The organism is Tomitella biformata AHU 1821 (assembly GCF_000524475.1).
Classification (GTDB): domain Bacteria; phylum Actinomycetota; class Actinomycetes; order Mycobacteriales; family Mycobacteriaceae; genus Tomitella; species Tomitella biformata.
The window spans coordinates 144,097-169,873 of sequence record NZ_BAVQ01000003.1; the positions used below are offsets into that span (position 1 = coordinate 144,097).

Here is a 25,777-nt window from a genome sequence, read left to right on the forward strand (position 1 = left end):
CCGCCGAGCGCTAGTCGAAGCGCTTACGGAATCGCTCTTCCATCCGCTCGGTGAAGCTGCCGTGGCGCTTCTGCTTTGCACCCCGGCCCGTCTTTGCCGCCTTGGGCTTATTTGCCCCGGTAGTCGGCTTGCCCTCACCACTGGGCGCCGCTCCGGCAGGTCCGTTCCGCCCCCACGGCGTCCCCAGCATGACCATCACGCCGCCGGCGAACATCACCACAAAGCCAATAAGGCTCACGATGGGGAACCCGCCCAGCCGTAGCGCTGGGACCGCGACGCCCGCGATCAGCAAGCCCAAACCGACAAGCAAGATCACTAGGGCTTGCAGTCGACGCCTGGCGCTAGGAGCCCACACATGACGGCCTCTTACAGCCGATGCGAATTTGGGATCCTCCGCATACAGCGCGCTCTCAATCTCATCGAGCATCCGCTGCTCGTGCTCGGAGAGTGGCACGGCACCTCCCCCGGCTCTGGGTAAAGACCATCAGCGGCCAAGCTGAACAGGTCAGCACCCAGCATTTGCGGGTGCCTGTGGTCGATAATACTGATCAGCCACGGACCGTACCACCCGCTTCTCATAGATCCGCTAAAACCGTGGCTCCACCTGCGGCTGGAGAACGGTCCCGCGCGCGGACCCGGCGCAGGTGGAGCCACCCGTCAACCCGCTTGCGCCATACCTGGCTTAGCCTCGATCACGTCCTCGACGACATCCAGAAACCGCTCGGCCTCACGCAGGAGCTGGTCCGCCTCCACTGAGGTGACCCGACCAGTCACGCCAGCCTCGATGGCGATGCGCCTGGCCGAGTGGTCGGCGAAGAACGCCGCCCACGTCGAGAGCTCCGGAGCCACGCCCATCAACAGGGCCCACGCACTGCCCGAGCCCTTCCGCCTATTCTGCTTACATGGCCTCGCCGCTAACACCGCTGCCGCACCGCGCAACGCCGCCAGATAGGCCAACCGAAATCGCTCCGCCGACTCGGCGTCTCTTACGCACGCGGCCTCAGAGAGCAGGGAGTCTGCCCGCCCAAGCAGTTCGAACGCCCGGGGCGGGGCACTCGAAGGGGTCAGCGCGCTTCTCGTCGTTGTCATGTCGCAACCTCCTAGCCGGCGATCTCCATCTGCGTTTCGCGGCGCCCCGGTGCGAGTCCCGCCTCTCGGCCCGCACCGGGCCCACCACGTCGAATCTCCTGACATCGAGCCAGTTCGCGTCGAACATCGATTCGATAGTTTTGATGCTAACGCGACCCTCTGACAATTTCACCGTTCCCATCGGAGGATCCGGCCGTGACCATCACCATCGTTAACCTGACAGCCCCGGCAATGCGCACGCGCATGTACGAGGCCCTATCGATATACGTGCAGGCCATGGGCTATCCCACCGGCGTTGAACATATGCGCGCCCCGCTGTGGAGCGAGCACATCCTGCGCGGGGGATGGCGGGCGGTCGGGGCGTTCGAGTGCCCCGCGCCGGCAGATATCGGACCCCATACTCCGCTGCTGGGCATCGCCTACGGTTACCGCGGCACGCCCGCATACTGGTGGGACATCCAGGTCCGCGAGGGCTTGACGCACAGTGGGGCCAGCCGCCGGCTGCTGGACAATTACTTCGAGCTGACCGAGCTCCACGTGCACCCCGAGCAACAAGGCCGCGGCATCGGCCGCCACCTGCTGCAGGCACTTCTCGACGGCCGCGCCGAGGATCGAGTTCTACTCTCCACCCCCGAGGTGCCAGACGAGGACAACCGGGCGTGGAGCCTCTATCGCCGTCTCGGCTTCCAGGACGTGCTGCGCCACTTCACCTTCCGAGGCGACCAGCGGCCCTTTGCCGTCCTTGGCCGCGAACTGCCGCTCCCAGTCGATCCGGCATAGCAGCTGTCACCTAGCCTGGCCCTGTGTTGGATGCGATCGTGGTCGGCAGCGGCCACAATGCCCTGGTCTCAGCGTGCTACTTGGCCGACGCCGGATGGTCCGTAGAAGTCCTCGAGCGAGATACCGTGCCCGGAGGAGCCGTCTCCACGGTGGAGCGATTCCCCGGCCACTTGATCGACCGCGGCTCCTCCGCCCACCTGATGATCCGCCACAGCGGCATCATCGAAGAGCTGGGGCTGGCGCGGTTCGGCCTGGAGTACGCGGAGTGCGATCCCTGGGCCTTCGCCCCCGCGCCGCCCGATCAACCGGACAGGCCGGGGATCGTGTTCCACTCCGACCTCGATCTGACCTGCGCGTCCATCGCGGCGGCCTGCGGGCAACGCGACGCCGACGCGTACCGGCACTTCGTCGGGATCTGGGGCCCGCTCTCGCGCCGGGTGATGAGCGCGTTCGGCGGGCCGCCGACCGGCGTTTCCCTGGGCCGCGCGTTCGCGGCGCTGGGCGTGCCGAGCCTGCTGGGCGGCGAGGGCGGGGACATCGGCGAGGTCGCGCACACCTTCCTCGCCACGGGCGATGCCCTGTTGGACGAACATTTCGACGACGAGCCCCTCAAGGCCGCCCTGGCGTGGTTCGGCGCGCAGTCCGGGCCGCCGATGTCGGAGCCGGGCACCGCTCCGATGGTCGGGTTCGCCGCGCTGATGCACTCCCTTCCCCCCGGCCGGGCGATCGGGGGTAGCGGCGCCCTCACCGCGGCCATGGTGGCGAAGTTGCGCGCCGGTGGGTCCGCGGTCTCCCTCGGCGACGGCGCCACCGCGCTCCGGCGGCGCCCCGATGGCTCGTGGTCCGTCGCCACCGAACTCGGCCGGACGCTCACCGCGCGCACTGTCGTCGCCGGCTGCCACATTCTCACCACCTTGGACCTGCTCGAGGACAGCCCGCGGAGCGCGGCCTGGCGCAGGAAGATCCGCGTCGGCCCCGGTATCGGGATGGCCGTGCGGCTGGCCACCACCGCGCTGCCCGTCTACCCGAGCGCGCCGGCCCTGACCGGAGCCGGGGTGCACGCCGGCCTACAGCTGCTGGTGAACGACAGGGCCCACCTGCGCGCCGGACACGGCGCGGCACTGGCCGGGCAGCTGCCACCGCGGCCGGCCTCGCTCGCGATGACGTTCAGCGCGGTGGACCCCAGCTTGTCCCCGCCCGGCGAGCATCAGATGACGCTGTGGTCGCAGTGGCACCCCTACCGGATCGCCGATGGCCGCACGTGGGCCGAGGTGGCGGAGTCCGAGGCCGATCGGGTGGTCGCCGAGATCGAGCGGCATGCACCTGGGTTCGAGTCCACGATCACGGCCCGGCACATCCAGTCCCCTGTCGAGCTGGAGCGGGAGTTGGGCCTGGTCGGCGGGAACATCATGCACGTGGAGATGTCCCTCGACCAGATGCTGCCGTTCCGGCCGACTCCGGAGCTCTCGGGCCATCGCATCCCCGAGCTGCCCGGGCTGTATCTGACCGGGGCGTCCACGCATCCCGGTGGCGGCGTCAGCGGCTATAGCGGCCGCACTGCGGCGCGGCTGGCGCTGGCCGACGCCCGGGGCGGCCTACTCCGACGGCTGTGGGCCCGGAGATGACACACCACGACGCGCAAATCGACGGCAATGGCCAGCATCATGGCCGGGGGCTGGCACGATAGCTGCTGTGTCCACCACCATTCCGCAGAGCAGACGTGCCCGAATCCTCGCGTTGACGGCGCTGTTCGCTGTGCTGGTACCACTGCTCAGCGGTTGCCTACGGGTCCAGATGACGATGGGCGTGTCTAAGTCCGACCTGGTCACGGGCCATCTTGTGGTGGCCACGGTGCCCAAGGACGGCATCGACAAGGGTCCACAGCTGTCCGTGCCGGACGCGTTGGCGGACAAGATGCGGGTGCAGGATTACCGCCAGGACGGCTATGTGGGCACCGAGATCTACTTCACCGACCTGACTTTCAGCGAGGTGCGCAGCCTGGGCTCGCTGGACCCCGAGCACAGCACGCTGTTCTCGCTGGCATTCGGCCGCGCGGGCGACACTGTCACGTTCAACGGCAGCGCGGATCTGACCACAGTGCCCGAGGCGGGCGATGTCGAGCTGCGGGTCAACTTCCCCATCCGCCCCGCCAGCACGGACGGGAACCGCGATAGCGAGACCGCCGTCTCCTGGCGGCTCCCGAACGGGGAGAAGAGCACGATGAGCGCGGTCGTCGCGTACCCGGACCCGAACACCCGCGGCCTCACGGCCTGGATTTCGCTGGTGTCTTTGTTGGCCCTCGCGGCCGCGGGCCTGGCGGGCTACCTGGCCTGGCGCAGCCGGGACCAGTCGCCCAAGCCGTGACCGTGCCCGCCCGCTGAGGCGCCCGCCCGCTAGGGCTGCAGCGCCACCGCTGGGGCCAGCCCCAGATTCTGCAGCACCTCGCGGGTCGCCCGGGAGAAGTTCAACGTGATGAAGTGCAGCGAGGGCGCGCCCTCGGCGATCAGCCTCTCGCCCATCTCCGTCGCGTAGGCGATGCCCTCTTCGCGGACCGCCGCGCGATCTTCCTCGGGTCCAGTGCCGGCTGCCCGGGTCAGCCGCTCCTCCAGCGCCGCCGGCAGCTTCGAGCCGGACAGCTCCATCATGCGACGCACCGACCGCAGCGAGGTGATGGGCATGATCTCGGGGATGATCGGCTTCGCGCCCTCGAAGGGGTCGCAGGCGACCACACGATCACGCAGCCGCAGATAATCCTCGACATCGAAGAACATCTGCGTGATCGAGTACTCGGCGCCCGCGCGCAGCTTCCGCACGAGGTATTTGGTGTCCGACTCAAGGCTCTCCGAGCGGTGGTGGCCCTCGGGGAATGACGCCACGCCCACATGGAAATCACCGAGGTCGCGAACCAGGGAGACGAGCTCCTCGGCGTACTCGACGCCCTCCGGGTGCTGCTCCCACTCGCCGAGCGGATCGCCGGGCGGGTCGCCACGCAGCACGAGGATGTTGCTGATGCCCTTGTCCGCGTAGGAGCCCACCATGGCGCGCAACTCGTTGATGCTGTGCCCCACAGCCGTCAGGTGCGCCACCGGCAGCAGCGTCGTCTCCTGGGCGATCTGACCGGTGATCCGCACTGTGCGGTCCCGCGTCGACCCGCCGGCGCCATAGGTGATCGACGCGAACGCCGGCCCCAGCTGCTCGAAATCGCGGGCGGTCCGCCACAGGCGCGCCTCTGCCGCCTCATCCCGCGGCGGAAAGAACTCCACCGAGAATGGGATCCGGCGATCATCCCCAGATTTGATCCGGTCGACAATCGACGGCGTCTTAGTCACTCGCGCGGGCACCGCGGCCTCCCCTTCACTTCAGCATTCACCCAGTGATCATAGTTCTGAGTCCGAGATCGCCAACATCGCCACGGACCGGGGTGACCCCAGACACAATTGGCACAGAAGTAGAGTTGTTGGAGTATCGCCACGTCCGTGACACCCATTACCCGCAGCAGCGCACCGCTGTGTTCCTTCAGGAGGCACCCCCTGTCTGCCGGACCCGACTCCCCAGTGTCCACCGACGCTGACCTGACCCCGGACGCGCAATTGCGGGCAGCAGTCGACTCGGCGCTGCGCGCATTCTTCGACGAGCGCCGTGCGGTGACCGCCAGGGTCGGTAGCGAGTTCGTGGAGATCGCGGACCAGCTCGAGCAGTTCGTGCTGCGCGGGGGCAAGCGGATTCGGCCGCTGTTCGCCTGGACCGGCTGGCTCAGCGGCGGCGGCGAGGCTCAGGGCCCGCAGGCCGACGCCATGGTCAAGTGCTGTGCCGCACTGGAGCTGGTGCAGGCCTGCGCGCTCATCCACGACGACATCATCGACTCCTCCGCGACCCGCCGCGGCTACCCCACCGTGCACGTCGCGGTCGCGGGCAGGCATCGCAACAGCGGCGCACTGGGCGATGCGGACCATTTCGGCGTCTCGGTCGCGATCCTGCTGGGCGACCTGGCGCTGGCGTGGGCCGACGACATGGTCCGCGAGTCCGGCCTGGCCGCCGACGCCATGGCCCGCATCTCCCCCATCTGGGCCGCGATGCGCACCGAGGTGCTCGGCGGCCAACTCCTCGACATCCACAGCGAGGCCCGGGGCGATGAGAGCCTCGAGTCCGCAATGCGCGTCAACCGCTATAAGACCGCCGCGTACACGGTCGAGCGCCCGCTCCAGCTCGGCGCCGCCGCTGCAGGCGCCGGGGACGCCCTGATCGAGACCTTCCGCGAGCTCGGCACGGACCTCGGCATCGCGTTCCAGCTCCGCGACGACCTGCTCGGCGTGTTCGGGGACCCAGCGGTGACCGGCAAGCCGTCCGGCGACGATCTCCGCGAGGGCAAGCGCACGGTCCTGTTGGCCGCCGCACTGGCCCGGGCCGACGCCACCGAGCCGGAGACTGCGGAGCTGTTGCGCGCGAGCATCGGGGCGGACCTCACCGACGCCCAGATCGCGGGCCTGCGCAACGTGTTCACCTCCCTGGGCGCCGTCGACGAGGTGGAGGCGCTGATCCTCACGCTGACCGACCGCGCCGAGGCCGCACTCGTCGCCAGCGACGCCAACGCCGCCGCGGCGGCCCTGCTTCGTCCGATGTTCGCCACCGCGACCGCCCGGACATCCTGATGCGGGCGGTCACTGGCGCCACCGACAAGGTGGTGATCGTCGGCGCAGGCCTGTCGGGCCTGTCCGCCGCGTTGCACCTTCTCGGCGCCGGCCGCCAGGTCACCCTCCTCGAGCGCGACCCCACCCCGGGCGGGCGCATGGGCATCCTGCCCGGGCCCGGCTATCAGATGGACTCCGGCGCCACCGTCCTCACGATGCCGGAACTGGTCTACGACGCCCTCGCCGCCGTCGGCCTCGGCCCAGAGGACACCTCTCCGCCGCTGCGGATCTCCCGCCTCGACCCGTCGTATCACGCCCGCTTCCCCGACGGCGACCACCTGAACGTGCACTCGGACCCGGACGCGATGGCCCAGGAGATCGCCCGCGTCTTCGGCCAGCGCGAGGTCGACGGCTATGTGCGGCTGCGTGCGTGGCTCGAGCGGATGTTCACCGCCGAGTTCGACCGCTTCATGGACTCCAACTTCGACTCTCCCCTGGATATGGTCGGCTCCCCCGCCGCCGTCGCCGACCTCGTGCGGGTGACCGCACTCGGGGGCTTCGGCAGGCTCGGTCCCAAGGTCGCGTCGTTCATCACCGATCCCCGCCTCCAGCGCGTGTTCACCTTCCAGGCTCTGTACGCGGGCCTCGCACCCCGCCGCGCGCTGTCCGTCTACGGCGCGATCCCCCACATGGACACCTCCCTCGGCGTGTACTTCCCCGAGGGCGGCATGGCCGCGGTGACGTTGGCACTGGCCGACGCGTTCACCAGCGCCGGCGGCGTCCTGGAGTTGGGCGCCGACGTGTCCGGGGTGGACTTCGCCGGCGACCGGGCTAGCGCCGTGCGCACCGCCGACGGCCGGGCCTTCGCGTGCGACTCCCTCATCCTCACGCCGGACCTGCCCGTCGTTGACGCGCTCCTCGCCAGGTCGAGCGCCCGCTGGCCCCGGCGCGGCACCCGCTGGTCACCGTCCGCCGTCGTGCTCCACGGCACGGTCGACCGCTCGACGTCCCAGCATTGGGGCGCCCCCCACCACCACACCATCGACTTCGGCGACGCCTGGGAGCAGACCTTCGCCGAGATCACCGCCCGGCGGGGCCGCGGCCGCCTGATGAGCGACCCATCGCTGCTCGTCACCCGGCCGGGGCTCAGCGACCCGGGGCTCAACCTGCCCGGCAACCGCGAGCTGCTCTCCGTCCTCGCGCCGTGCCCAAACCTCGATAGCGCACCCCTGGCCTGGGACAACCTCGCCGGTCCGTACTCGGCGGAGATCCTGACCACCCTGGAGGGCCGGGGCTACCACGGCATCGCGGACCACCGGTCCGGGTTCCAGGTGGACCGCGTGCTGACACCCGCGAGTTGGCGGGCGCAGGGCATGGGCGCGGGCTCGCCTTTCGCCGCGGCGCACACGTTCCCGCAGACCGGGCCGTTCCGACGCCCGAATCTGGTGCGGGGCCTGCAGAACGTGGTGCTCGCCGGTAGCAGCACCACCCCCGGCGTCGGCGTCCCGACGACCCTGATCTCCGGCCGGCTGGCCGCGCAGCGGATCGTCGGCGGACGCGCCGAATTGGCCCGCGTGTCCAACAGCAGGCGCACAGCGGCTATCCTTGGCGGTCGTTCACGTCCGCAGCACCGTGCCACACGGCCGCGTGAGTATCTGGGGGAAAATCACAATTGAGCACCACCCCCAACCCGTCCCCGCCAGCGCAACGCTCCTGGTGGGCCACCGCGCCCGCTGAGGCGTACAACTTCCTCTGGCGCGGCGAGGGCCGCATCGCGCTCCCGGGACTCATCGGAGCCCTGCTCATGGTCTTCGGCGGCTTCGGCTCCGGCGCACTGCGCCAGCGGGACCACCTGCTCGAGGCCATGTTCCTGTCCTGGTTGCGCTTCGGCCACGGCCAGATCCTCTCCGGCATCCTCGTGTGGGCCGGTGTCCTGCTGATGATCGCCGCCTGGGTGCGGCTGGGACGCGCCGCGCTGGCCGGCAAGATCACGCTCAAGCAGATGTACTGGGTGGTGCCGCTGTGGACCACCCCGCTGCTGTTCTCGGTGCCGCTATTCAGCCGCGACGCCTACTCCTACCTGGCCCAGGGCGCCCTCGTGCGCGACGGCTTCAACCCCTACGAGGTCGGCCCGGTCGTCAACCCCGGACTGCTGCTCGACAACGTCAGCACCGTCTGGACCACCACCACCACCCCGTACGGCCCCGCCCACCTGCTGCTCACGCGCGGCATCACGATGATCACGGGGGAGAACGTCGTCTCCGGCACCATGCTGCTGCGCCTGACGATGCTGCCCGGCTTGGCACTCATGGTGTGGGCGGTGCCCCGCATCGCGCGCCACCTGGGCGGCAATCCCACGATCGCGCTGTGGCTCGGTGTCCTCAATCCCCTGGTCCTGGTGCATCTGATTGGCGGTGTGCACAACGAGGTCCTCATGGTCGGCCTCATGGCGGCCGGGATCGTGCTGGTGCTCGAGCGCAAGCACCTTCCCGGGATCGCGCTGATCGCCGTCGCCGTCGCCGTGAAGGCGACGGCCGGCGCCGCGCTGCCGTTCATGGTGTGGATTTGGATGCGCCATATCCGCGACGACGCGGAGCTGCGCGGCGAGGAGCCGCCGAACTGGCTCCGGACCTTCCTGAAGACCGCGGGCGCCGGCGCCGCGACGTTCATCGCGATCTTCGCCGCGATCTCGCTCATGGCGGGCGTCGGGCTCGGCTGGTTGACTGCCCTGTCCGGCTCCAACAAGATCATCAACTGGCTCTCGCTGCCGACCGCGGTGGCCCAGCTCTACACCCTCGCCACCTCATGGTTCACGCATGTGCAGCTCGCGCCGGTCCTGCAGGTCACCCGCCTGATCTCGGCGGTCACCCTGGTCGCCATCGTCATCGCCGTCATCATCCGGTACCGCAACACCGTCCGGCAGGCGATGCTCGGCATCGTGTTCGCCATGATCGCCATCGTGTTGCTCTCCCCCGCAGCGCTGCCCTGGTATTACTCGTGGCCGCTGGCCATCGGCGCTGGATTCGCCCTGTCCACCACCACGCTCGCGGTGCTGGTGGGGCTGTGCACCTGGATGATGCTGATCTTCCAGCCGGACGGCTCCATCGGGATGTACCAGTGGTACCACGTGCTGATCGCCACCGCGTGCGCTGTCGTGGCCGCGGTCTCGCTGACGCGGGAGGACCCGCTGCGACTGCGCCGGTTCCTCGCCGCAAAACCTGCCGATACCACCGCCGACCCCACCACCGCTGGCCCAGCGCCCGCGCCCGGTCCGGAATTGGTCTCTGACGGTCCTGCTCGCGATGGCGTCTGATCCCCCACAGGTAGATCTGTCCGGGGCATACGAGTACTGCCGCAAGATCGCCGCCCACCACGGCCGCACCTACTACCTGGCGACGCGACTCCTGCCCGCCGACCGTCGGCCCGCCATCCACGCGCTCTACGCCTTCGCGCGCGCTGTGGACGACATCGTGGACCTCCCTGGCCCCGGCACCACCCCCGCGCAGACCGCCCGCCTGCTCGACGCGGTCGAGCAGGCGCTGCGCGGACAGCTCGCTGGTACCCCGTCCGCCATCGCCGCATCCCCCATCGACCCCCGGGTCCTGGCAGCGCTCGCGGACACCGCGAAGCGCCACGACATCGACCCCAACTGCTTCTGGGCGTTCCTGCACTCGATGCGCATGGATCTGCCGGGCACCCCCGAGCACATCGCGCACTACCGGACGATGTCTCAGCTGGACGAGTACATGTATGGCTCGGCCGCCGTGATCGGTCTGCAGGTGCTGCCGATCCTCGGCGCGCGGACGCCCGAGGCCGCGGTGCACGCGGAAGCGCTGGGCAAGGCGTTCCAGCTCACGAACTTCCTGCGCGATGTCGGCGAGGACCTCGACCTGGGCCGGATCTACCTGCCGCTGGACGAGCTCGCCGCGTTCGACGTCGACGAGGCGCTCCTGGCGCACGCACGCGCCACAGGACGGCCGGATCAGCGGGTCCGGCTCGCGCTGGCGCACACGATCGCCCACACCCGCAGCATCTACCGGCTGGCAGAGCCGGGGATCGCGCTGCTGGAGCGTCGGGCGCGGCCCTGCGTGCGGACCGCCGCCGCCGTGTACGGCCAGATCCTCAACGAGATCGAGGAGGCGGACTACCAAATCTTCGACCGGCGCATCACCGTGCCGAACCGCCGGCGGCTCGCGATCACCGCCCGGCAGCTCTTCGGCTGACCGACCCTAGCTAGAAGGCCAGGGCTTGGGCGCGGCGGATGACCTCACGTGCCAGATGCCCGCGCAACGCCTCAGCGGGGGTGCCCGGTAGCGAGTCGTCCTCGGTGAACAGCCACGTCAGCGTCTCCTCCCCCGAGTAGCCGCCATCGTGGAGGACCGCGAGCAGGCCGGGGACCCAGCGCAGGATCCGGTTGCGGCCGGGCTCAAAGTCGAACTCCAGGAAAATCGCCGGCACGCCGACGACGGAGTCCCGCCGCACCGCCAGCAGCAGCCGGTCCCGCAGCATCTGGTGCACGCGGGTGATGGGCACCCGGAGCGCCTTCGAGATGTCGGGAATTTGATATAGCTCGACGGACCTGTCCAGCACGTCCTCGCAGACGGGAAATGTACTCACCGCACCACGGTAACCGGCCGAGTGCCCTCACGGCGAAACCGCCCACCGGCCGGCAGTGGATATCATGGTTGATCGACCCACCCACTCAGCTATGTCAAGGAGGTACCGCGTGAGCCAGATCGGCGCCAGACTCGTCGGCACGCTGCTCGATAACCGGTACCTCGTAGGCTCCCCCATCGCGCGCGGCGGCATGTCCACCGTCTACTCCGGCACCGATGTGCGGCTCGGCCGCGACGTCGCCGTGAAGGTGATGAACACCGAGTTCGCCGCCGACCCGAAGTTCCTGTCCCGATTCGAGTTCGAGGCCAGGTCAGTGGCCAGCCTGAAGGATCCGGGCCTGGTCGCGGTCTATGACCAGGGCGTCGACGGCGACTACGCGTTCCTTGTCATGGAGCTGGTGCGCGGCGGCACCCTGCGCGAGCTGTTGCGCGAGCGCGGCCCAATGCCCCCGCACGCCGTCGTGGCCGTCGCCCGGCCGGCGCTCACCGCGCTCGCCGCCGCCCACCGCGCCGGGCTGGTACACCGCGACGTCAAGCCCGAGAACGTGTTGATCTCCGACGACGGCGAGGTCAAACTCGCCGATTTCGGGTTGGTCCGCGCCGTCGCCGGCGCGACGGTGACCTCGAGCAGCGTGATCCTCGGCACAGCCGCCTATCTTTCCCCTGAGCAGGTCAGCACCGGCCACGCTGACCCGCGCAGCGATATCTATGCCGTGGGCACCGTGGTGTTCGAGATGTTGACGGGCCGCACCCCCTTCACCGGCGACACCTCCCTTGCGATCGCCTACCGCCGGATCAACGAGGACGTGCCGCCGCCGAGCACCCTAATCGCCGGCGTGCCGCCCGAGCTCGACGCGTTTGTGCTACGCGCCACTGACCGGGATCCCAACGCCCGCTTCGTCAACGCCGCCGATATGGGCCGGTCCCTCGACCAGTTGACCGAGGCGCTGCGGCTGCCCCCGTTCCGGGTGCCCGCCCCCACCCAATCGGCCCAGCACCGCGCCGCGGAGGCCGCCACCCACCACATCGGGGTGCCCGACGGCGGCCAGACGACGATCCTGCCGCCCGCGGCCGAGCATTCCGCGTCCGAGGCCGCACCCGAGCCGGCCGACCCCAGCCACACCCGCCAGTACACGATGGTGGGACCGCCGCCCCTGGATCCCGGTGCCGCCGAACATGATGACGCGGCACAGGATTCTGGCGGCGAGCCGGACTCGGACGACCACTTGCCCGCCGCCACCCCCGAAGTCGACCGCCAACGGCGCCGGTCGCGTCGCTCCATGGCCCTGTGGCTGCTCGTCATCCTCGCCCTGGCTGCCGGCCTCGGCGTCGGGGGCTGGTGGCTGGGGTCCGGCCGCTACACCACGGTGCCCGCCACCGCCGGGATGGACCAGGCGGCCGTGCTGTCCGCGCTGTCCTCCGCGGGGCTCGACGCACAGCTCGACGGCGCCTACTCGGACACCGAGCCCGCGGACACCCTCATGGGTGTCAGCCCCGGGCCCGGCACGAAGGTGCTGCGCTCGTCATCCGTGTTGGTGGCCGTCTCCCTCGGCCGACCCACGGTGCCCGAGCTCGATGGGGACGCCTCCACCGACACCGTGTTGGCCACACTGGCCGACCGGACACTGGTGCCCTCCCTCGGCAGCGAGGAGTACAGCGGGACGGTCCCGCAGGGCTCCGTGCTGCGGATGAACCCCCGCTCCGGCACCGTCGTGCGGGTCGGCTCCACGGTGACCGTGGTCAACAGCAAGGGCAAGCCGCCCGTGCAGGTGCCAAATCTCAAGGGGAAGTCCCAGGACGACGCCACCGAGGCGCTACTCGCAGCGGGGCTGAAGGTCGACGGCGTCCGCACCGAGTTCGATGCGGACACCGACGGCGGCAAGGTCTTCGACGCCGACCCGGAGATCGGCGACATGGTGCCAGACGGATCCAAGGTGACACTGCTGGTCTCCAACGCCCTGGTGGTGCCGGACGTCGCCGGAAAGTCGCCGGCGGAGGCCCGCGACGCGCTCACCGCGGCGGGCCTGGTGCCGGTCGACGCGGGCACGGCATCCGACACCGACGCCCAGGCCGGGACTATCGGCAAGAGCGAGCCCGCTGGCGCGGGCCGCGTCGACCCCGCCAATCCGCAGGTCAAAATCTATGTCTCGGATACCGTCAAGGTCCCGAGCGTCCTCGGCCAGAGCGTGCGCAGCGCCCGTGCGGAGCTCACCGCGCTGGGCCTGGCTGTCGACGTGCAGCAGATCATCGGCAACGACGGCTCGCTGGTGATCAGCCAGCGGCCCGCCGCCGGCTCGCGGGTGGCACAGGGCAAGAAGGTCACCGTCACCGCGCTGCCCTGAGCGCCACCGGCCACGCCTCGCCCCACATGCGCTGACCGCCAAATCGCCAGCACCCCCGATCCCGTGCCCGGGGTCAGAACCGGCGCGCGCAATCGGGGGTGCTGGCACCACAACGCGAGAAGCTAGCCGCGCAGCATCTCCGCGACCAAGAACGCCAACTCGAGGGACTGCTGGGTGTTCAGGCGCGGGTCGCAGGCGGTCTCGTAGCGGCCGGCCAGGTCCGCGTCGGAGATATCCTGCGCGCCGCCGAGGCACTCGGTGACGTCCTCGCCGGTGAGCTCGATGTGGATTCCGCCCGGGTGCGTGCCGAGGCGGTTGTGGACCTCGAAGAAGCCCTGGACCTCGTCGACGATGCGGTCGAAGTGCCGGGTCTTATAGCCGGTGGACGCCTCGTGGGTGTTGCCATGCATCGGGTCGCATTGCCAGATGACCTTGTGCCCGGTGGCCTCGACGGCCTCGACGATGGGCGGCAGGACCTCGCGGACCTTGGCGTTGCCCATGCGCGCGACCAGGGTGAGCCGGCCCGGCGTGTTGTGCGGGTCGAGGCGCTTGACGTACTCGACCGCCTGCTCGGGCGTCGTGCCCGGCCCGATCTTCAGGCCGATCGGGTTCGAGAGCAGCTCGGCGAATGCGATGTGCGCGCCATCGAGGTCGCGGGTGCGCTCCCCGATCCACAGGAAGTGCGCGGACAGGTCGTACAGGCGGGGCTCGTCGCCGGAGTCGTCCAGGCGCAGCAGCGCGCGCTCGTAGTCGAGGACGAGGGCCTCGTGGCTGGCGTAGATGTCGGAGGTGAACAGCGCGGGGTCGGTGACCCGGCAGGCGTCCATGAACCGCAGGCCGCGGTCGATCTCCCCGGCGAGAGCCTCATAGCGGGCGCCGGCGGGCGAGTTCAGGACGAACTCCTGGTTCCAGTCATGCACCTTGCGCAGGTCCGCCATGCCCGAGCTCGTGACGGCGCGCACCAGGTTCATCGCGGCGGACGCGTTGGCGTAGGCGCGGACCAGTCGTGACGGGTCATGTGCGCGGGCGCGCTCGTCGGGAGCGAAGCCGTTGACCATGTCGCCGCGGTAGGACAGCAGGCCCAGCGCGTCCGTGTTGGCCGAGCGCGGCTTGGCATACTGCCCGGCCACGCGCGCGACCTTCACCACCGGCATGCTCGCGCCGTAGGTCAGGACGACGGCCATCTGCAGCAGCGTGCGCACCACGCCCTTGATGTGCGGCTCGGTGTTGTCGGCGAAGGTCTCCGCGCAGTCGCCGCCCTGGAGCAGGAAGGCCTCGCCGCGCGCGACCTCCGCGAGCTTCTCCTGCAGGGCCCGCACCTCTGCGGGCACGGTGATCGGCGGCACGGATTCGAGGACGGTGCGCATGTTCTTCGCTTGCGCCGCGTCCCAGCCGGGCTGCTGCAGCGCGGGCTTGGCCAGCGCGGCATCCAGCTGCTCGCGTAGCTGCTCAGGCAGCGGCGGCAGGTCGGGAAGGAGGTCGATGGGAACGTCAACAGTCCAGTTCACCCCTACAGCCTAGGCGGCGTGCTGAGATCTCTCACACGTTGGCCCACTAAGCGGGCAGCCGGGCCTCGATCATCCGGTACTTCGCGAGGTTGTGGCGGGCGTCGGAGAGCGCGTCGTGCGCGTCTCCCGGCAGCGGCGGCAGCTCCGGCGAGCCGACGTACTCCCACACCTGTTTGAGCTCGCGGGTGTAGCGCGGCATGTACCGCGGCAGCGCCGTCATATCGCCCCACAACTGGCACAGCACGACGTGGTCATAGGCTCCCACCCAGGCCCACAGTTCGATCTGGCCGGGCTGCGCGTAGTCGGGATCGTCCCCGTCGAGGAGAAACTCGATAAGCCCCTCGCGGATGCGGTCCCTGCTGCGCCAGGCCTTCGAGGCCGGGGAGGGGAGCTTGTCCAATACATTGGCGCGGACCCACTTACCGGCACGCGATGGATCGAACTCAGTGGAGACAGCATAGAATTCACGACCGTCGTCTGCGACGACGCCGATGGACACGAGTTCGATCGTGCGTCCATCCTCGATGAACTCGCAATCGTAGAAGTAGCGCACCGCAACATCTTAGTTCCAACCGTGCGCGCCAACGCAAAAGGGGACAGCTTCATGAAGGTGGCCACCACCACGGGCCAGACATCGGGAGCTTCGTCCGAGCCCTCGAAACCCCATCTGGGCATCCGCATCGCGATCGTGATCGCCCTCGCCTTCGGAGTTGCGGTCAACCTCGTGGGATTCCCCGGCGTACGCGATCTCGGCATCAAGTATCGGATTGATCTGGACGTCTACCGCATCGGCGCCTCGGTCTGGCGCTCCGGCGCGGATCTCTACGGACCCATGCCCCTCACCTCCGGCGGGATCGGCCTGCCGTTCACCTATCCCCCACTGTCCGCCGTGGTCTTCGCGCCGTTCACCTTCGTCTCCCTGTCTATCGCCTCGCTGCTGATCACCATCTCCAGCATCGTCATGCTCGCCGTCACGGTCGGCATCTGGCTGCGCTCGCTGCGGAGCGGCCCCGCGCCCTCCCTCGCCGCCCGGACGCCGCTGTTGTGGACCGGCGCCGCGATCCTCGCCGTCGCGCTCTGGCTGGAGCCGGTGGTCTCCTCCCTGAACTATGGCCAGGTCAACATCGTGCTGATGGCCCTCGTCGCCGCCGACTGCCTGTTGAAGAAGACCCCGTGGCCCCGCGGCATGCTCATCGGCTTGGTCACGGCGATCAAGCTCACCCCCGCGGTGTTCGTGCTGTACTTCCTGATCCGACGGGATTTCCGCGCCGCGATCGTCAGCGGCCTGTCCTTCCTCCTGTTCACCGGCATCGGCGTGGCGTTCGCCCCCAAAGACTCCCTCACCTACTGGTTCTCCACGCTGGTCAACTCGGGGCGCATTGGCAACCCGATGTACGCCGCGAACCAGTCCATCACCGGCCTGCTGGCCAGGTTCGGCATGCCGGACGATATCCGGTCGCTGGTCTGGATCGGGTTGTCCGGCCTGACCGTGATTCTGGCCGCGTTCGCGATGTGGCGGGCCCATGAGGCCAAGCAGCCAGCCCTGACGCTGGGTCTGGCCGCGCTCCTCGGCCTGCTCATCTCGCCCGTCTCCTGGTCGCACCACTGGGTGTGGGCGGTGCCGGTGCTGATCAGCCTCGCCGCCTTCGCCTACACCCACCGGCTCCGACGCTTCGGCGTGCTCGCGGGCCTCGGACTTGTGGTCTTCGCCGCCGGCGTGCACTGGCATCTCGGCTCCGGCCACAACCTCGAGATTGCCTGGCCGCTGTGGGGCCAGATCCTCGGCTCGTCCTATCTCTGGTGGGCGCTAGCGGTCATCATCACCGTCGCGGTGGCCCCGCCGCGCACGGCCTCCGCCGCCGCGGATCAGGCGGAGACGAGAAAGCCGGCCGTCGAGGACGGCCGGCAGATCATCGTCTAACGCCTTCGGCCGGCTCAGCCCGCCTGGGTGTCTGGAACCCGGTCCGAGCCGGCTTGCTCCGCGGGGCTGGCCTTCGCGGGGCCGTCCTTCAGGCTCGCCGCGTAGATGTCGACGTACTCCTGGCCGGAGAGCTTCATCAACGAGTACATGATCTCGTCCGTGATGGCGCGCTCGATAAAGCGGCTGCCGCCCAGGCCCTCATAGCGGGAGAAGTCCATGGGCTTGCCGACTCGGACCACGATCTTGGTGGGACGGTAGGACTTCGAGCCGATGGGGTTCATGATGTCGGTGCCGACCATGGCGACGGGGATGACGGGGGTCCCAGTCTCCAGCGCGATCCGGGCGATCCCCGTCTTGCCCTTGAACAACCGACCGTCCGGCGAGCGGGTGCCCTCGGGGTAGAGCCCGAGGACCTTGCCCTCCTCGAGGACTCGGCGCGCTGAGATCAACGCGCCCTCCGACGCCTTGCCGCCGCTGCGGTCGATCGGCACCTGGCCGGCCGCCGAGTAGAAGAACTTATTGAATCGCCCCTTGAGCCCGGGTGAGGTGAAGTACTCGCTCTTGGCGAGGAAGGTGATGCGGCGCGGCACCATCATTGGCAGGTAGAGCGAGTCCACCACCGCGAGGTGGTTGCTGGCCAGGATCACCGGCCCGCTGGTCGGAATGTTCTCGAGCCCCTCGACCTTGGGCCTGCCCAGCACCCACAGCACCGGGCCGACCAGGACGTACTTGAACAGCCAGTACCACATTTGAGCTCCTCGTAGCCGCTTTGAAAAATCTCCCCAACACCGCCACCGCTGTGGCCTGGCGCTCAATACTGGACTCTACCGATCCGGCCGCTCGTCGCGCGCAGAGGTTCCAGCCGGTCCCGCAACCGGCAATTCGGCTAACCCCCATTTACGCCGAGCCATCTCCGCCGCGCCGATCAGCGCGGCGTTGGCACCGAGCTCGCTGCGTCGGATGCGCGCGAGCCTGCGGTGTCCGGCCCCAGTGACCATGCCGGCGTAGGTGCGGCGCGCGTCCTCCAAGAACAATGGCGCCGATGCCGCGACCCCGCCGGCGACCACAATCAGATCGGGGTCGAACACGTCCGCCACGATAGACAGGCCGACCCCGAGCCAATGCGCGAAGTCCGCGATGGCCGCCAGGGCGATGGGGTCACCCGCGGTGGCCGCCCGCGCGACCGCGGCGCCGTCGAGCTCGCCCCCGGGTGTCAGGATCGTCGCGCGCCCCGGGTCCGCGGCGAGCATCTCGGCCGCCGTGGCCGCCAAAGCGGTGCCACTGCAATATCTCTCGAAGCAGCCCCGCTTGCCGCAGGGGCACGCCCGGCCGCCCGGCACCAGCGGGAGGTGGCCGAGCTCCGGGGCCACCCCGTTGGAGCCGCGGTAGATCTCGCCGCCGATCAGCAGGGCTGCCCCGATGCCGGTGCCGATCGCCACCACCGCGACATTCTCCCCCAGCGAGGCCGGGCCGAAGTACAGCTCGCCCCACGCCGCGGAGTTCGCGTCGTGCTCCAAGAAGACGGGGAGCCCGACGCGCGGCTCGAGCAGCTCGGGCACCCGGGCGTCGCGCCACGGCAGGTGCGGGGCGAACCGGACGCGATCCTGCTCACGGGAGACGAAGCCCGCGACGGCCAGCCCCACCGACGCGACCGGGTTGCGGCCGTGCAACTCGGAGATGGCAGCGACGAGCGCGTCCTCGAGGGCCTGCGCCTCGTGGGGGGTGTCCACGGAGACGGCGTCGACAACCCGGCCCTCCGCATCGACGACGCCCGCGCGCAGGTTGGTGCCGCCCACGTCGATCCCAATAGTCAACGGTCGGCGGCCCTTGACCAGCGGGGTCGCCGACTCCTCGCTAGCGGCGGGCCCCATTGCGGTCTGCCCCGGTCAGATTGACGGTGATGCGCTCGAAGGTGGGCCGCCGCCGGCCCGCGGGCTCGGCGGACTCCGCCGCGTCGGCCGGTCCCGATTCGGGCTGACCCGGTTCTGCGGCCTCTGCGCCGACGTCGGGATTCGTCTGTGCCGCATGGGTGGCCGCCGCGTCCGCGAGGACATCGCGGAGGATCGCCAGGAGCGCCACCCCGTGCACGCTGATCGCGGTCAAGAGCGGGTGCTGTTCGCCACGCGAGAGCGCCACCAACGCGCAGACCGGGCACCACGTGCAGTTACCGGCGGGAGCGTCCGGGGCGGCGAGCTGGCCGAGCATCGGCTCGACCGCGGCGATGACCGCGGACAGCACCGACCGCAGTTCCTCGCCCATCTGCTCTGACTGCCCGATCACTGTGGCCACACCTCCGGATTAGGAGTGAACCGTACCTGTAACAGCTCGCCGGCCATTTCTGCCCCGGCGACATCACAGCGCCGCAGCACCGAGGCCAGGCGGATTCTGCGGCGCACGCCGGCTGCCCCGAGCAGGAGATCGTCCTCCACCCGGCCCAGCGTCACCGTCGCCGGATCGACCAGCGGCAACCGGACCGAAAGCACGTAGACGGCATCCAGCCCGGCACCCGACTCGAGGTGCACCTCGCCCAGGTCTCCGCGCACCGGCGGCGGAGACCCGGGGCTGGTGGGGATCTCCAACTGCACGGAGATCTCGCCGAGCAGCTCCAGGCCGACGGGTTCCCGCGCGGCGAAGCGCACCGTCCGCAGGGGCGTGTCCCCGAGGTCCGCCGAGAGCTCCCCGAGGACCTCTTGTTGTTCCGCGAACCGCGCCCGGTACCAAGCCCGGACGGGATCGTCGGCTGTGTCGGTGTCGCTGTCGGCCGCGGCAGGCAGGACCCGGTTGACGATGAGCGCTTCGAGGGAAATCCCGAACAACGCCATCGCCGTAAGGGTGCGGCGGGCCTCGGCCAGCACCACGCGCTCCGGCGAGAGCACTAGTCGCACCCGGGTGCGAGTCCCGTCCCCCAGCAGTTCGCGCACCTTCGCCGCGGCGGAATTCATTCGCTCCAGAAGGCCCACCAGCAGCAACAGCTGCGGAGAGGACGCGCCCTGCGCCAGTCGACGATGGCGGGGCCACAGCCGCTCCAGGTAGGCCGTCAACGCCTCCGGCAGGTCAAGCAGCCGGAGGGTCTCGGCCGTCGGCGCGCAGTCGACAAAGATGGTGTCCCACTCACCGCGCGCAACCAGGGACTCGATCTCCGCGAGGCCCAGCATCTCCTGCACGCCGGGCAGCCCGGTCAGCTCGTCCGCTTCCAGGGAGCCGAACTCGGCGCCGTGCTGGTGGTTTCCGCCCAAGGAGAGCAGCGCGGCGAGCGGGCGCCAGCGATCCTCCAGGAGGGTCAGGGTGTCGAGCTGCAGGAGGTCCAGGCCTTCGGCTACCGCGGTCACGCCTAGGCCCGACTGAAGGCCGAAGGCGTCGAAGAGCGAGTGCGCCTGGTCCAGCGACACCAGTAGGACCCGCTGGCCGGCCCGGGCGGCGGCGACGGCGGAGGCCGCGGCCACTGTGGTTTTCCCCACGCCGCCCTTTCCCACCACCAAACGCAGGCGGGTTTCGGCGGCGTGCCGCAGGCTCAGCCCTCCACCCGCTTCTTGAGCTCGCCCAATGCGGTATTGATGATCACTTTCTCAGCCTTGCGCTTGAACATGCCGATCATCGGGATGTTCAGGTCCACAGAGAGTCGGTAGGTGACCTCGGTCTGGCCGCCGACCTCGCGCAGCACGTAGGAGCCCGATTGCGCGGTCTGGATCTGCCCCTCGACCAGCTCCCAGCTGACTGTCAGCCCGCTGCGCGCCCATTCGTACTGCAGGACGTAGGTGTCCTTGACCATGCCCGCGTCCATCACGAAGCGCACGCGCTCGTCGTGGCCGTCGGGCCCGGTGGCCAGCACCTCGACCGATTGCACGGCCGCGACCCACGCCGGATAGTTGCCGACGTCGGCGATAGTGGCCATCACCTCGTGTGCGGGGGCATCGATAAATATCGAGCCGCTGGTCTGCTCTGCCATGGCGCGAACGTTACCCTTCCGCCGGCGTGGAGGTCCGCGTGTGGGCGGGAGCCTCGCCGACCGCGCGGCCGCGCTCCAGGACCGCCTTGACCTCGAAGTTCATCTTCTTGCCGGCCTCGCGGCACGCGCGGTTCATTGCCAGCACCTCGGCCCCGGAGGTGCCGGCGGCCTTCGCGCCCGTGGGCTCCGCGTGCATGAAGTAGTGGAGCATCGTCCCGTCCAGGGAGGGCTCGAGCCAGATCTCCATCGTGCCGGTGAACGGGCCCGCGACGGTCCAGCGGATACCCTTCTCCACCCTGTCCTCGCGCACCGTGAGCGCCAGGTCGGGCCACCAGCGCCGCCAGCTGGCGCGGTCGGCGATCAGCGGGGCCACCATCTCTGGCGGCACCGCGATGAATCCTTGGTCCGCCACCTGAATACTCGTCACCCGTCGAGCTTCACACATCCGTCGCCGGCCCCCACCATCAGGACCCTCCAACCCGACGGCCATCGCGCCGCCACCGTCCCATTCGAACGCCCATCAGCCGACCATTGCGGGTTATGGTTAGTGCCGATTATCAACATCGCGGTCAGTTCGCTTGCCGTATCGAGGGTGCGAGGCCCCGATCCCGAGCGCACGGGCCCGCCCTTCATGGAGGTCCCAGTGCAAGAGTTCAGCGCCCCGGCAGCATTCACCGTGGCCGACGACGAGTCCGGTGTGGACGCGGTGTTCGAGTTGGAGAAGTCCGAGCCGCGCGTCACCGTGTTCGAGAAGCTGGTGGACGGCGATTGGCGGCCGGTGGCCGCCGCCGACTTCGCCAGCGAGGTCCGGACCGCGGCGAAGGGCCTTGTGGCACTGGGCATCACGCCCGGCGACCGGGTGGGCCTGATGGCCGCCACCCGCTATGAGTGGTCGGTGCTCGGCTACGCCATCTGGGCCGCTGGCGCGATCGGCGTGCCCATCTACGAGACGTCCTCCACCGGTCAGGTCGAGTGGATCCTCGAGGATTCCGGGGCCGTCGCGATGATCATCGAGGACGATCACCACGCGAAGACGATCGCGTCACTCCTCGACAAGGCTGAGAGCCTCCGCACCGTGCTCCAGATCGAGCCCGGCACGCACTCCCCCGAGGGCGTCATCGCGCAGTTGACGGCTGCCAGCGCGGAGACCTCCGACGAGGAGATCGCCGGCCGCCTCGCGGGCCTGACCGCCGACACGCCCGCCATCCTGATCTATACCTCCGGCACCACCGGACGCCCCAAGGGCTGCCAACTCTCGCACCGCAACCTCCTGATGGAGGCCCGCGGAGCCGGCGAGGCCTTCCACACCGAGCTCATCCCCGGCCGGCGGCTGCTGATGTTCCTGCCGATGGCGCACGTCCTGGCGCACGCGATCAGCCTGGCCGCCTTCCAGGCCCGGGTGTCCGTGGGGCACTTCTCCGATATCCCGAACCTGGTCCCCACCTTCGGCACGTTCAAGCCCGACTTCATCCTGTCGGTGCCGCGGGTGTTCGAGAAGGTCTACAACTCAGCCCGCCAGACCGCCCACGACGGCAGCTCCGTCAAGGGCAAGATCTTCGACTTCGCGGACCGCACCGCTGTGGCCTGGAGCGAGGCCCAGGACACGCCCCAGGGCCCCGGCACGCTGCTGAACCTCCAGCACACCCTCTGCGACAAGCTGGTCTACTCCAAGCTCAAGACCGTGCTCGGCAACAACTGCACGTTCGCGATCTCCGGCGGCGCACCCCTCGGCGCGCGGCTCGGCCACTTCTTCCGCGGCATGGGCATGACCATCTACGAGGGCTACGGCCTCACCGAGACGACGGCCGCCGTCGCGGTCAACACCCCGGACAACATCCGGGTCGGCTCTGTGGGCCAACCCATCCCCGGCAACGCGGTCCGCATCGCCGACGACGGCGAGGTGCTGGTTCGCGGCGGGGGGGTATTCGACGGCTACTGGCGCAATGACAAGGCCACCGCCGAGGCGATCGTCGACGGCTGGTTCCACACCGGCGATCTCGGCGCCCTCGATGAGCACGGCTTCCTGACGATCACAGGCCGCAAGAAGGAGCTCATCGTCACCGCCGGCGGCAAGAACGTCGCCCCGGCCGGCCTCGAGGACGATCTGCGCGCGCATCCCCTGATCAGCCAGGCCATGGTCGTGGGCGATCAGCAGCCGTTCATCGCCGCGCTGATCACCATCGACACCGACGCGTTCCCCTCCTGGAAGGCGCGCAATGGCAAGGCCGAGTCCGCCAGCGTCGGCGATCTCGCGATGGACCCCGCGCTGCTCGCCGAGATTGAGGGCGCGGTCGCGAAGGCGAACCTGATCGTCTCCCACGCCGAGGCCATCAAGAAGTTCACGATCCTGCCCGTGGACTTCACCGAAGAGTCCGGCGAGGTCACCCCGACGATGAAGCTCAAGCGCAATGTCGTCACGGAAAAGTACGCCGCAGATATCGAGTCGCTCTACGCCAAGTAGTAGGGCCCAGCAGTTAGAGCAGGCGCTGGAGACGGCCGGCCAGGTCGTCCCAGCGCCAGTTCGACTGGACCCACTCGCGCCCGGCCGCGCCCATCGCCGCGGCGCGTTCGGGGTCCTCGAGGACGTCCGCGACAGTGTCGGCGATCTGCGCGATAGAGCGGCCGTCCACCACGTGGCCAGTCTTCCCCTCAAGCACGGTCTCCGGGGCGCCGCCGGAATCCCCGGCGACCACCGGGATCCCGCACGCGGACGCCTCCAGGAACACGATCCCCAGGCCCTCGACGTCCAGCCCCGACCCGCGGGTGCGGCACGGCATCGCGAACACGTCCGCCATATTGTGGTGTGCGGCAAGCTCGTTCGCCGGCACAGAGCCCGTGAACAGGACGTGCTGCGCCATCCCCGTCGCGGCCGCCAGCGCATGCAGCTTCTCCGCATAGGGCCCGCCGCCGACAATCACCAGGCGCGCCCCCGGCACCCGCTGGCGGATCAGCGGCAGCGCGCGGATCAACATGTCCTGGCCCTTGCGCGGCACCAGCCGCGAGAGGCACACGATCACGGGCGCGTCTCCCAGCCCATAGCGCGCCCGCAGCTCAACCCGTGCCACCGGATCCGGGGCAAATGCCTCGGTGTCCACGCCCGGCGGCAGGTACTCCAGCGGCGCCTGCGCGCCGAAGGCCGCGGAGAACCGCCCGCGCGTGTATCTGCTGACGTAGGTGATGGCGTCGGCGCTGTCCCCGATCCGCCGCAGCGCCTGCCGCGCCCCCGGCAGCATCGACCAGCCCACCTCGTGCCCGTGGGTCGTCGCGACGATCCGCTCCGCGCCCGCCCGCCGCAGCGCCGGCCCCAGCAGAGCGAGGGGGGCGGCGGCGCCGAACCACACCGTCTCGCAGCCTCGCGACCGCATGATCTTGCGGGCCCGGCGGTACACCAGCGGGGTCGGGAGCATCAAGGTCGTGGGGTGCCGGATCACCTCGAACGGCTGCTCCGCGTCGAATCGGACATGGCTGTCCCCGCGCCAGCGTGGCGCGTAGACCACCAGCTGCTCTGGCGGCAGCTGCATCGCGAAGGTGTGCAGATAGGACTGGATCCCCCCGGCCCGCGGTGGGAAGTCATTGGTCACCAGCAACGTACGACGCATGGCCAATACCGTAAGCCGTAGCCCGGCTACGCGCCGAACTGCGCCCCCAGCCACTGCGACCAGGCGGTGGTGAACTGATTCATGTTCATGCCGGTCACCTGCATGACAGCCGCGTCGAGCGGGCCTTCGGCCAGGCCGCCGATGGCCAGCGCGCGGTGCAGCTCCTTGAGCTTGTCCTCGCCCATCGTGGCCACAACGAAGTCGGAGACTGTGCGGCCCAGCTGATAGGCCAGGTCCGCCATGGTGCCGGCGAACGCGATGTCCTCCGGCAGCGAGTCCGGGGGGCCGTTCGCCGCGACCATGGCCGCCACCTGTGGGACAGCATCGCGCAGCGGCACGCCCAGCCCCCGGTAGGCGACGTAGTCCGGCATGCCCTCCACCAGCCAGGCCGGGGCCCCGCGGCCGGTGTCGCGGCGCACGGCGAGATGCGTGAGCTCGTGCCGGAGCACGATAGTGCGTTGGAGCTCGTCGAGCCGGTCGAAGGCCGACGGGCTGAACACGATCCGCTGGCCATGGCCGTCCTGCTCGCCGTCCTTGCGCAGGGAGATCGACGCGGCGGCCACGTCGGTGCGCCCCATCTCGTTCCCCGTGAGCGCGCTGAACTCCTCATCGCTCGCGGCGATCTCCACCACCACAGAGCGGTCCCAATCGGTGCCCCAGAAGTCCGAGATGGCCGTCACCGCGTCCGGCAGCATCGCCGCGACGAGCCCCGCCGCCGACTCCGAGCCCGGGTGGAACAGCACCAGGCCCGCGTCCCCGCTGGTGCCGCTGGGCACTTTCAGGGACTCCGTGGGGCCGAACACCCATGGGCCGGCAGGCCAGGTGGCGTGGGTGCTGTCCGCGGTCTCGTTGTCGCTGACGAGGGTCCACGTGTCCCCGCGCCGGGCCATGATCACGCCGACGGGGGTGCTCACCGGCTTCTCGTCGACGCCCGCAAGCTGGAAGTTCAGATAGACCGGCGGCGCGGCCACGTCCAGCCCGCCCACCCGGTCTGCGATGCCCTGGGGGACGAACACCTCGGGATCATCGCCGATGGTGAAGTCCCAGCGCGTGAAGTCCAGTTTGCTGATGCCGCCAGCCGCCCGCATCTGGCGCTGGATGAAGTCGGGCGCCGCCGCCGGGTCGGTGAGAGCACGGAGGGCCTCCTCGTCGCCGTCGCGCAGCGCCTGTGCCCACTGGTCCAAGACCGGCTGCATCTGCGCCTTACGCTCCGCCTGATAGGGATTCGCCACATCGGTGGTGGGCTTGACTCCCCCGCTGTCGGTCGCGGCGCTCGCGCAACCGGTCAATAGCAGTGCGCCGAGCGCCACCGCCACGGCTCCGCGCCGTGTGAAGGCCGCCACGGCGG

24 protein-coding genes are annotated in these 25,777 nt (G+C 69.7%); 10 read left to right on the forward strand and 14 right to left on the reverse strand.

The features are described from left to right. Positions 1-10: 10 nt before the first annotated feature. Entirely contained in the window at positions 11-454 is a 444-nt protein-coding gene (locus tag TBIF_RS01640) for an SCO2097 family morphological protein (RefSeq protein WP_024793142.1), read from the reverse strand. A 203-nt stretch (positions 455-657) separates the two neighbouring features. Further along, positions 658-1,089 carry an SAV_6107 family HEPN domain-containing protein gene (locus tag TBIF_RS01645; protein WP_024793143.1) on the reverse strand — a complete coding sequence of 144 codons (432 nt, stop codon included), beginning with the start codon at positions 1,087-1,089 and terminating at the stop codon, positions 658-660. A gap of 231 nt (positions 1,090-1,320) precedes the next feature. Between TBIF_RS01645 and TBIF_RS01650 the strand changes: the two genes are divergently transcribed. From TBIF_RS01650 to TBIF_RS01660, 3 genes are all read left to right on the forward strand, one after another. Continuing rightward, positions 1,321-1,869 carry a GNAT family N-acetyltransferase gene (locus tag TBIF_RS01650; RefSeq protein WP_148302127.1) on the forward strand — a complete coding sequence of 183 codons (549 nt, stop codon included), beginning with the start codon at positions 1,321-1,323 and terminating at the stop codon, positions 1,867-1,869. 23 nt (positions 1,870-1,892) lie between these two features. Next, a complete protein-coding gene (locus TBIF_RS01655; RefSeq protein ID WP_024793145.1) occupies positions 1,893-3,494 on the forward strand; it encodes a phytoene desaturase family protein in 1,602 nt (533 codons plus the stop codon). 67 nt (positions 3,495-3,561) lie between these two features. Further along, a complete protein-coding gene (locus tag TBIF_RS01660) occupies positions 3,562-4,233 on the forward strand; it encodes an LppM family (lipo)protein (protein WP_038169380.1) in 672 nt (223 codons plus the stop codon). A gap of 29 nt (positions 4,234-4,262) precedes the next feature. On the opposite strand, the gene metF is transcribed toward TBIF_RS01660, so the two are convergent. Further along, on the reverse strand, positions 4,263-5,198 hold the full coding sequence (metF, locus tag TBIF_RS01665) for a methylenetetrahydrofolate reductase [NAD(P)H] (protein ID WP_024793147.1): 936 nt from the start codon (positions 5,196-5,198) through the stop codon (positions 4,263-4,265). A 225-nt stretch (positions 5,199-5,423) separates the two neighbouring features. Between metF and TBIF_RS01670 the strand changes: the two genes are divergently transcribed. The 4 genes from TBIF_RS01670 to TBIF_RS22650 are packed head-to-tail and all read left to right on the forward strand — an operon-like array spanning position 5,424 to position 10,720. Further along, positions 5,424-6,518, forward strand: a complete 1,095-nt coding sequence (locus tag TBIF_RS01670; RefSeq protein ID WP_024793148.1) for a polyprenyl synthetase family protein — start codon at positions 5,424-5,426, stop codon at positions 6,516-6,518. Further along, the gene (gene crtI, locus TBIF_RS01675; RefSeq protein ID WP_024793149.1) at positions 6,518-8,173 is read left to right on the forward strand and encodes a phytoene desaturase family protein; all 1,656 of its coding nucleotides are present in this window, start codon (positions 6,518-6,520) and stop codon (positions 8,171-8,173) included. The genes TBIF_RS01670 and crtI overlap by 1 nt, the downstream gene beginning before the upstream one ends. After that, positions 8,170-9,810 carry an alpha-(1->6)-mannopyranosyltransferase A gene (locus TBIF_RS01680; RefSeq protein WP_024793150.1) on the forward strand — a complete coding sequence of 547 codons (1,641 nt, stop codon included), beginning with the start codon at positions 8,170-8,172 and terminating at the stop codon, positions 9,808-9,810. Before crtI ends, TBIF_RS01680 begins: the two co-directional genes overlap by 4 nt. Further along, complete coding sequence (locus TBIF_RS22650) at positions 9,800-10,720, forward strand: phytoene/squalene synthase family protein (RefSeq protein WP_038169384.1); 921 nt, start codon at positions 9,800-9,802, stop codon at positions 10,718-10,720. The genes TBIF_RS01680 and TBIF_RS22650 overlap by 11 nt, the downstream gene beginning before the upstream one ends. 10 nt (positions 10,721-10,730) lie before the next feature. Here TBIF_RS22650 and TBIF_RS01690 read toward each other — a convergent pair whose 3' ends face one another. Next, on the reverse strand, positions 10,731-11,114 hold the full coding sequence (locus tag TBIF_RS01690; protein WP_024793151.1) for an Rv2175c family DNA-binding protein: 384 nt from the start codon (positions 11,112-11,114) through the stop codon (positions 10,731-10,733). Between the two features lie 109 nt (positions 11,115-11,223). Between TBIF_RS01690 and pknB the strand changes: the two genes are divergently transcribed. Continuing rightward, positions 11,224-13,455, forward strand: a complete 2,232-nt coding sequence (pknB, locus tag TBIF_RS01695; protein WP_024793152.1) for a Stk1 family PASTA domain-containing Ser/Thr kinase — start codon at positions 11,224-11,226, stop codon at positions 13,453-13,455. A 122-nt stretch (positions 13,456-13,577) separates the two neighbouring features. On the opposite strand, the gene TBIF_RS01700 is transcribed toward pknB, so the two are convergent. Beyond that, positions 13,578-14,963, reverse strand: coding sequence for a class II 3-deoxy-7-phosphoheptulonate synthase (locus TBIF_RS01700; protein ID WP_024793153.1), 1,386 nt, complete (start codon positions 14,961-14,963; stop codon positions 13,578-13,580). 46 nt (positions 14,964-15,009) lie between these two features. Further along, the gene (locus tag TBIF_RS01705) at positions 15,010-15,516 is read right to left on the reverse strand and encodes a polyadenylate-specific 3'-exoribonuclease AS (RefSeq protein ID WP_024793154.1); all 507 of its coding nucleotides are present in this window, start codon (positions 15,514-15,516) and stop codon (positions 15,010-15,012) included. A 51-nt stretch (positions 15,517-15,567) separates the two neighbouring features. Here TBIF_RS01705 and TBIF_RS01710 point away from each other — a divergent pair, with 51 nt between their 5' ends. After that, on the forward strand, positions 15,568-16,884 hold the full coding sequence (locus TBIF_RS01710; RefSeq protein ID WP_024793155.1) for a glycosyltransferase 87 family protein: 1,317 nt from the start codon (positions 15,568-15,570) through the stop codon (positions 16,882-16,884). 14 nt (positions 16,885-16,898) lie between these two features. On the opposite strand, the gene TBIF_RS01715 is transcribed toward TBIF_RS01710, so the two are convergent. The 6 genes from TBIF_RS01715 to TBIF_RS01740 form a co-directional block, all read right to left on the reverse strand. After that, a complete protein-coding gene (locus TBIF_RS01715; RefSeq protein WP_024793156.1) occupies positions 16,899-17,633 on the reverse strand; it encodes a lysophospholipid acyltransferase family protein in 735 nt (244 codons plus the stop codon). 75 nt (positions 17,634-17,708) lie between these two features. Further along, a complete protein-coding gene (locus tag TBIF_RS01720) occupies positions 17,709-18,755 on the reverse strand; it encodes an ROK family protein (RefSeq protein WP_051461304.1) in 1,047 nt (348 codons plus the stop codon). Then, positions 18,739-19,164, reverse strand: a complete 426-nt coding sequence (locus TBIF_RS24305; protein ID WP_024793158.1) for a hypothetical protein — start codon at positions 19,162-19,164, stop codon at positions 18,739-18,741. Before TBIF_RS24305 ends, TBIF_RS01720 begins: the two co-directional genes overlap by 17 nt. Next, the gene (locus tag TBIF_RS01730; RefSeq protein WP_304941149.1) at positions 19,161-20,360 is read right to left on the reverse strand and encodes an ArsA family ATPase; all 1,200 of its coding nucleotides are present in this window, start codon (positions 20,358-20,360) and stop codon (positions 19,161-19,163) included. Before TBIF_RS01730 ends, TBIF_RS24305 begins: the two co-directional genes overlap by 4 nt. 35 nt (positions 20,361-20,395) lie before the next feature. Next, complete coding sequence (locus tag TBIF_RS01735; protein ID WP_024793160.1) at positions 20,396-20,830, reverse strand: SRPBCC family protein; 435 nt, start codon at positions 20,828-20,830, stop codon at positions 20,396-20,398. A gap of 10 nt (positions 20,831-20,840) precedes the next feature. Continuing rightward, positions 20,841-21,257, reverse strand: a complete 417-nt coding sequence (locus TBIF_RS01740) for a hypothetical protein (RefSeq protein WP_024793161.1) — start codon at positions 21,255-21,257, stop codon at positions 20,841-20,843. A 216-nt stretch (positions 21,258-21,473) separates the two neighbouring features. On the opposite strand from TBIF_RS01740, the gene TBIF_RS01745 reads away from it, so the two are divergent. Continuing rightward, positions 21,474-23,291, forward strand: a complete 1,818-nt coding sequence (locus TBIF_RS01745; RefSeq protein ID WP_024793162.1) for an AMP-dependent synthetase/ligase — start codon at positions 21,474-21,476, stop codon at positions 23,289-23,291. Between the two features lie 13 nt (positions 23,292-23,304). Here TBIF_RS01745 and TBIF_RS01750 read toward each other — a convergent pair whose 3' ends face one another. Both TBIF_RS01750 and TBIF_RS01755 read right to left on the reverse strand, forming a co-directional pair. Then, positions 23,305-24,429 carry a glycosyltransferase family 4 protein gene (locus tag TBIF_RS01750; protein WP_024793163.1) on the reverse strand — a complete coding sequence of 375 codons (1,125 nt, stop codon included), beginning with the start codon at positions 24,427-24,429 and terminating at the stop codon, positions 23,305-23,307. A gap of 26 nt (positions 24,430-24,455) precedes the next feature. After that, complete coding sequence (locus tag TBIF_RS01755) at positions 24,456-25,772, reverse strand: hypothetical protein (RefSeq protein ID WP_148302120.1); 1,317 nt, start codon at positions 25,770-25,772, stop codon at positions 24,456-24,458. Positions 25,773-25,777 lie beyond the last annotated feature (5 nt).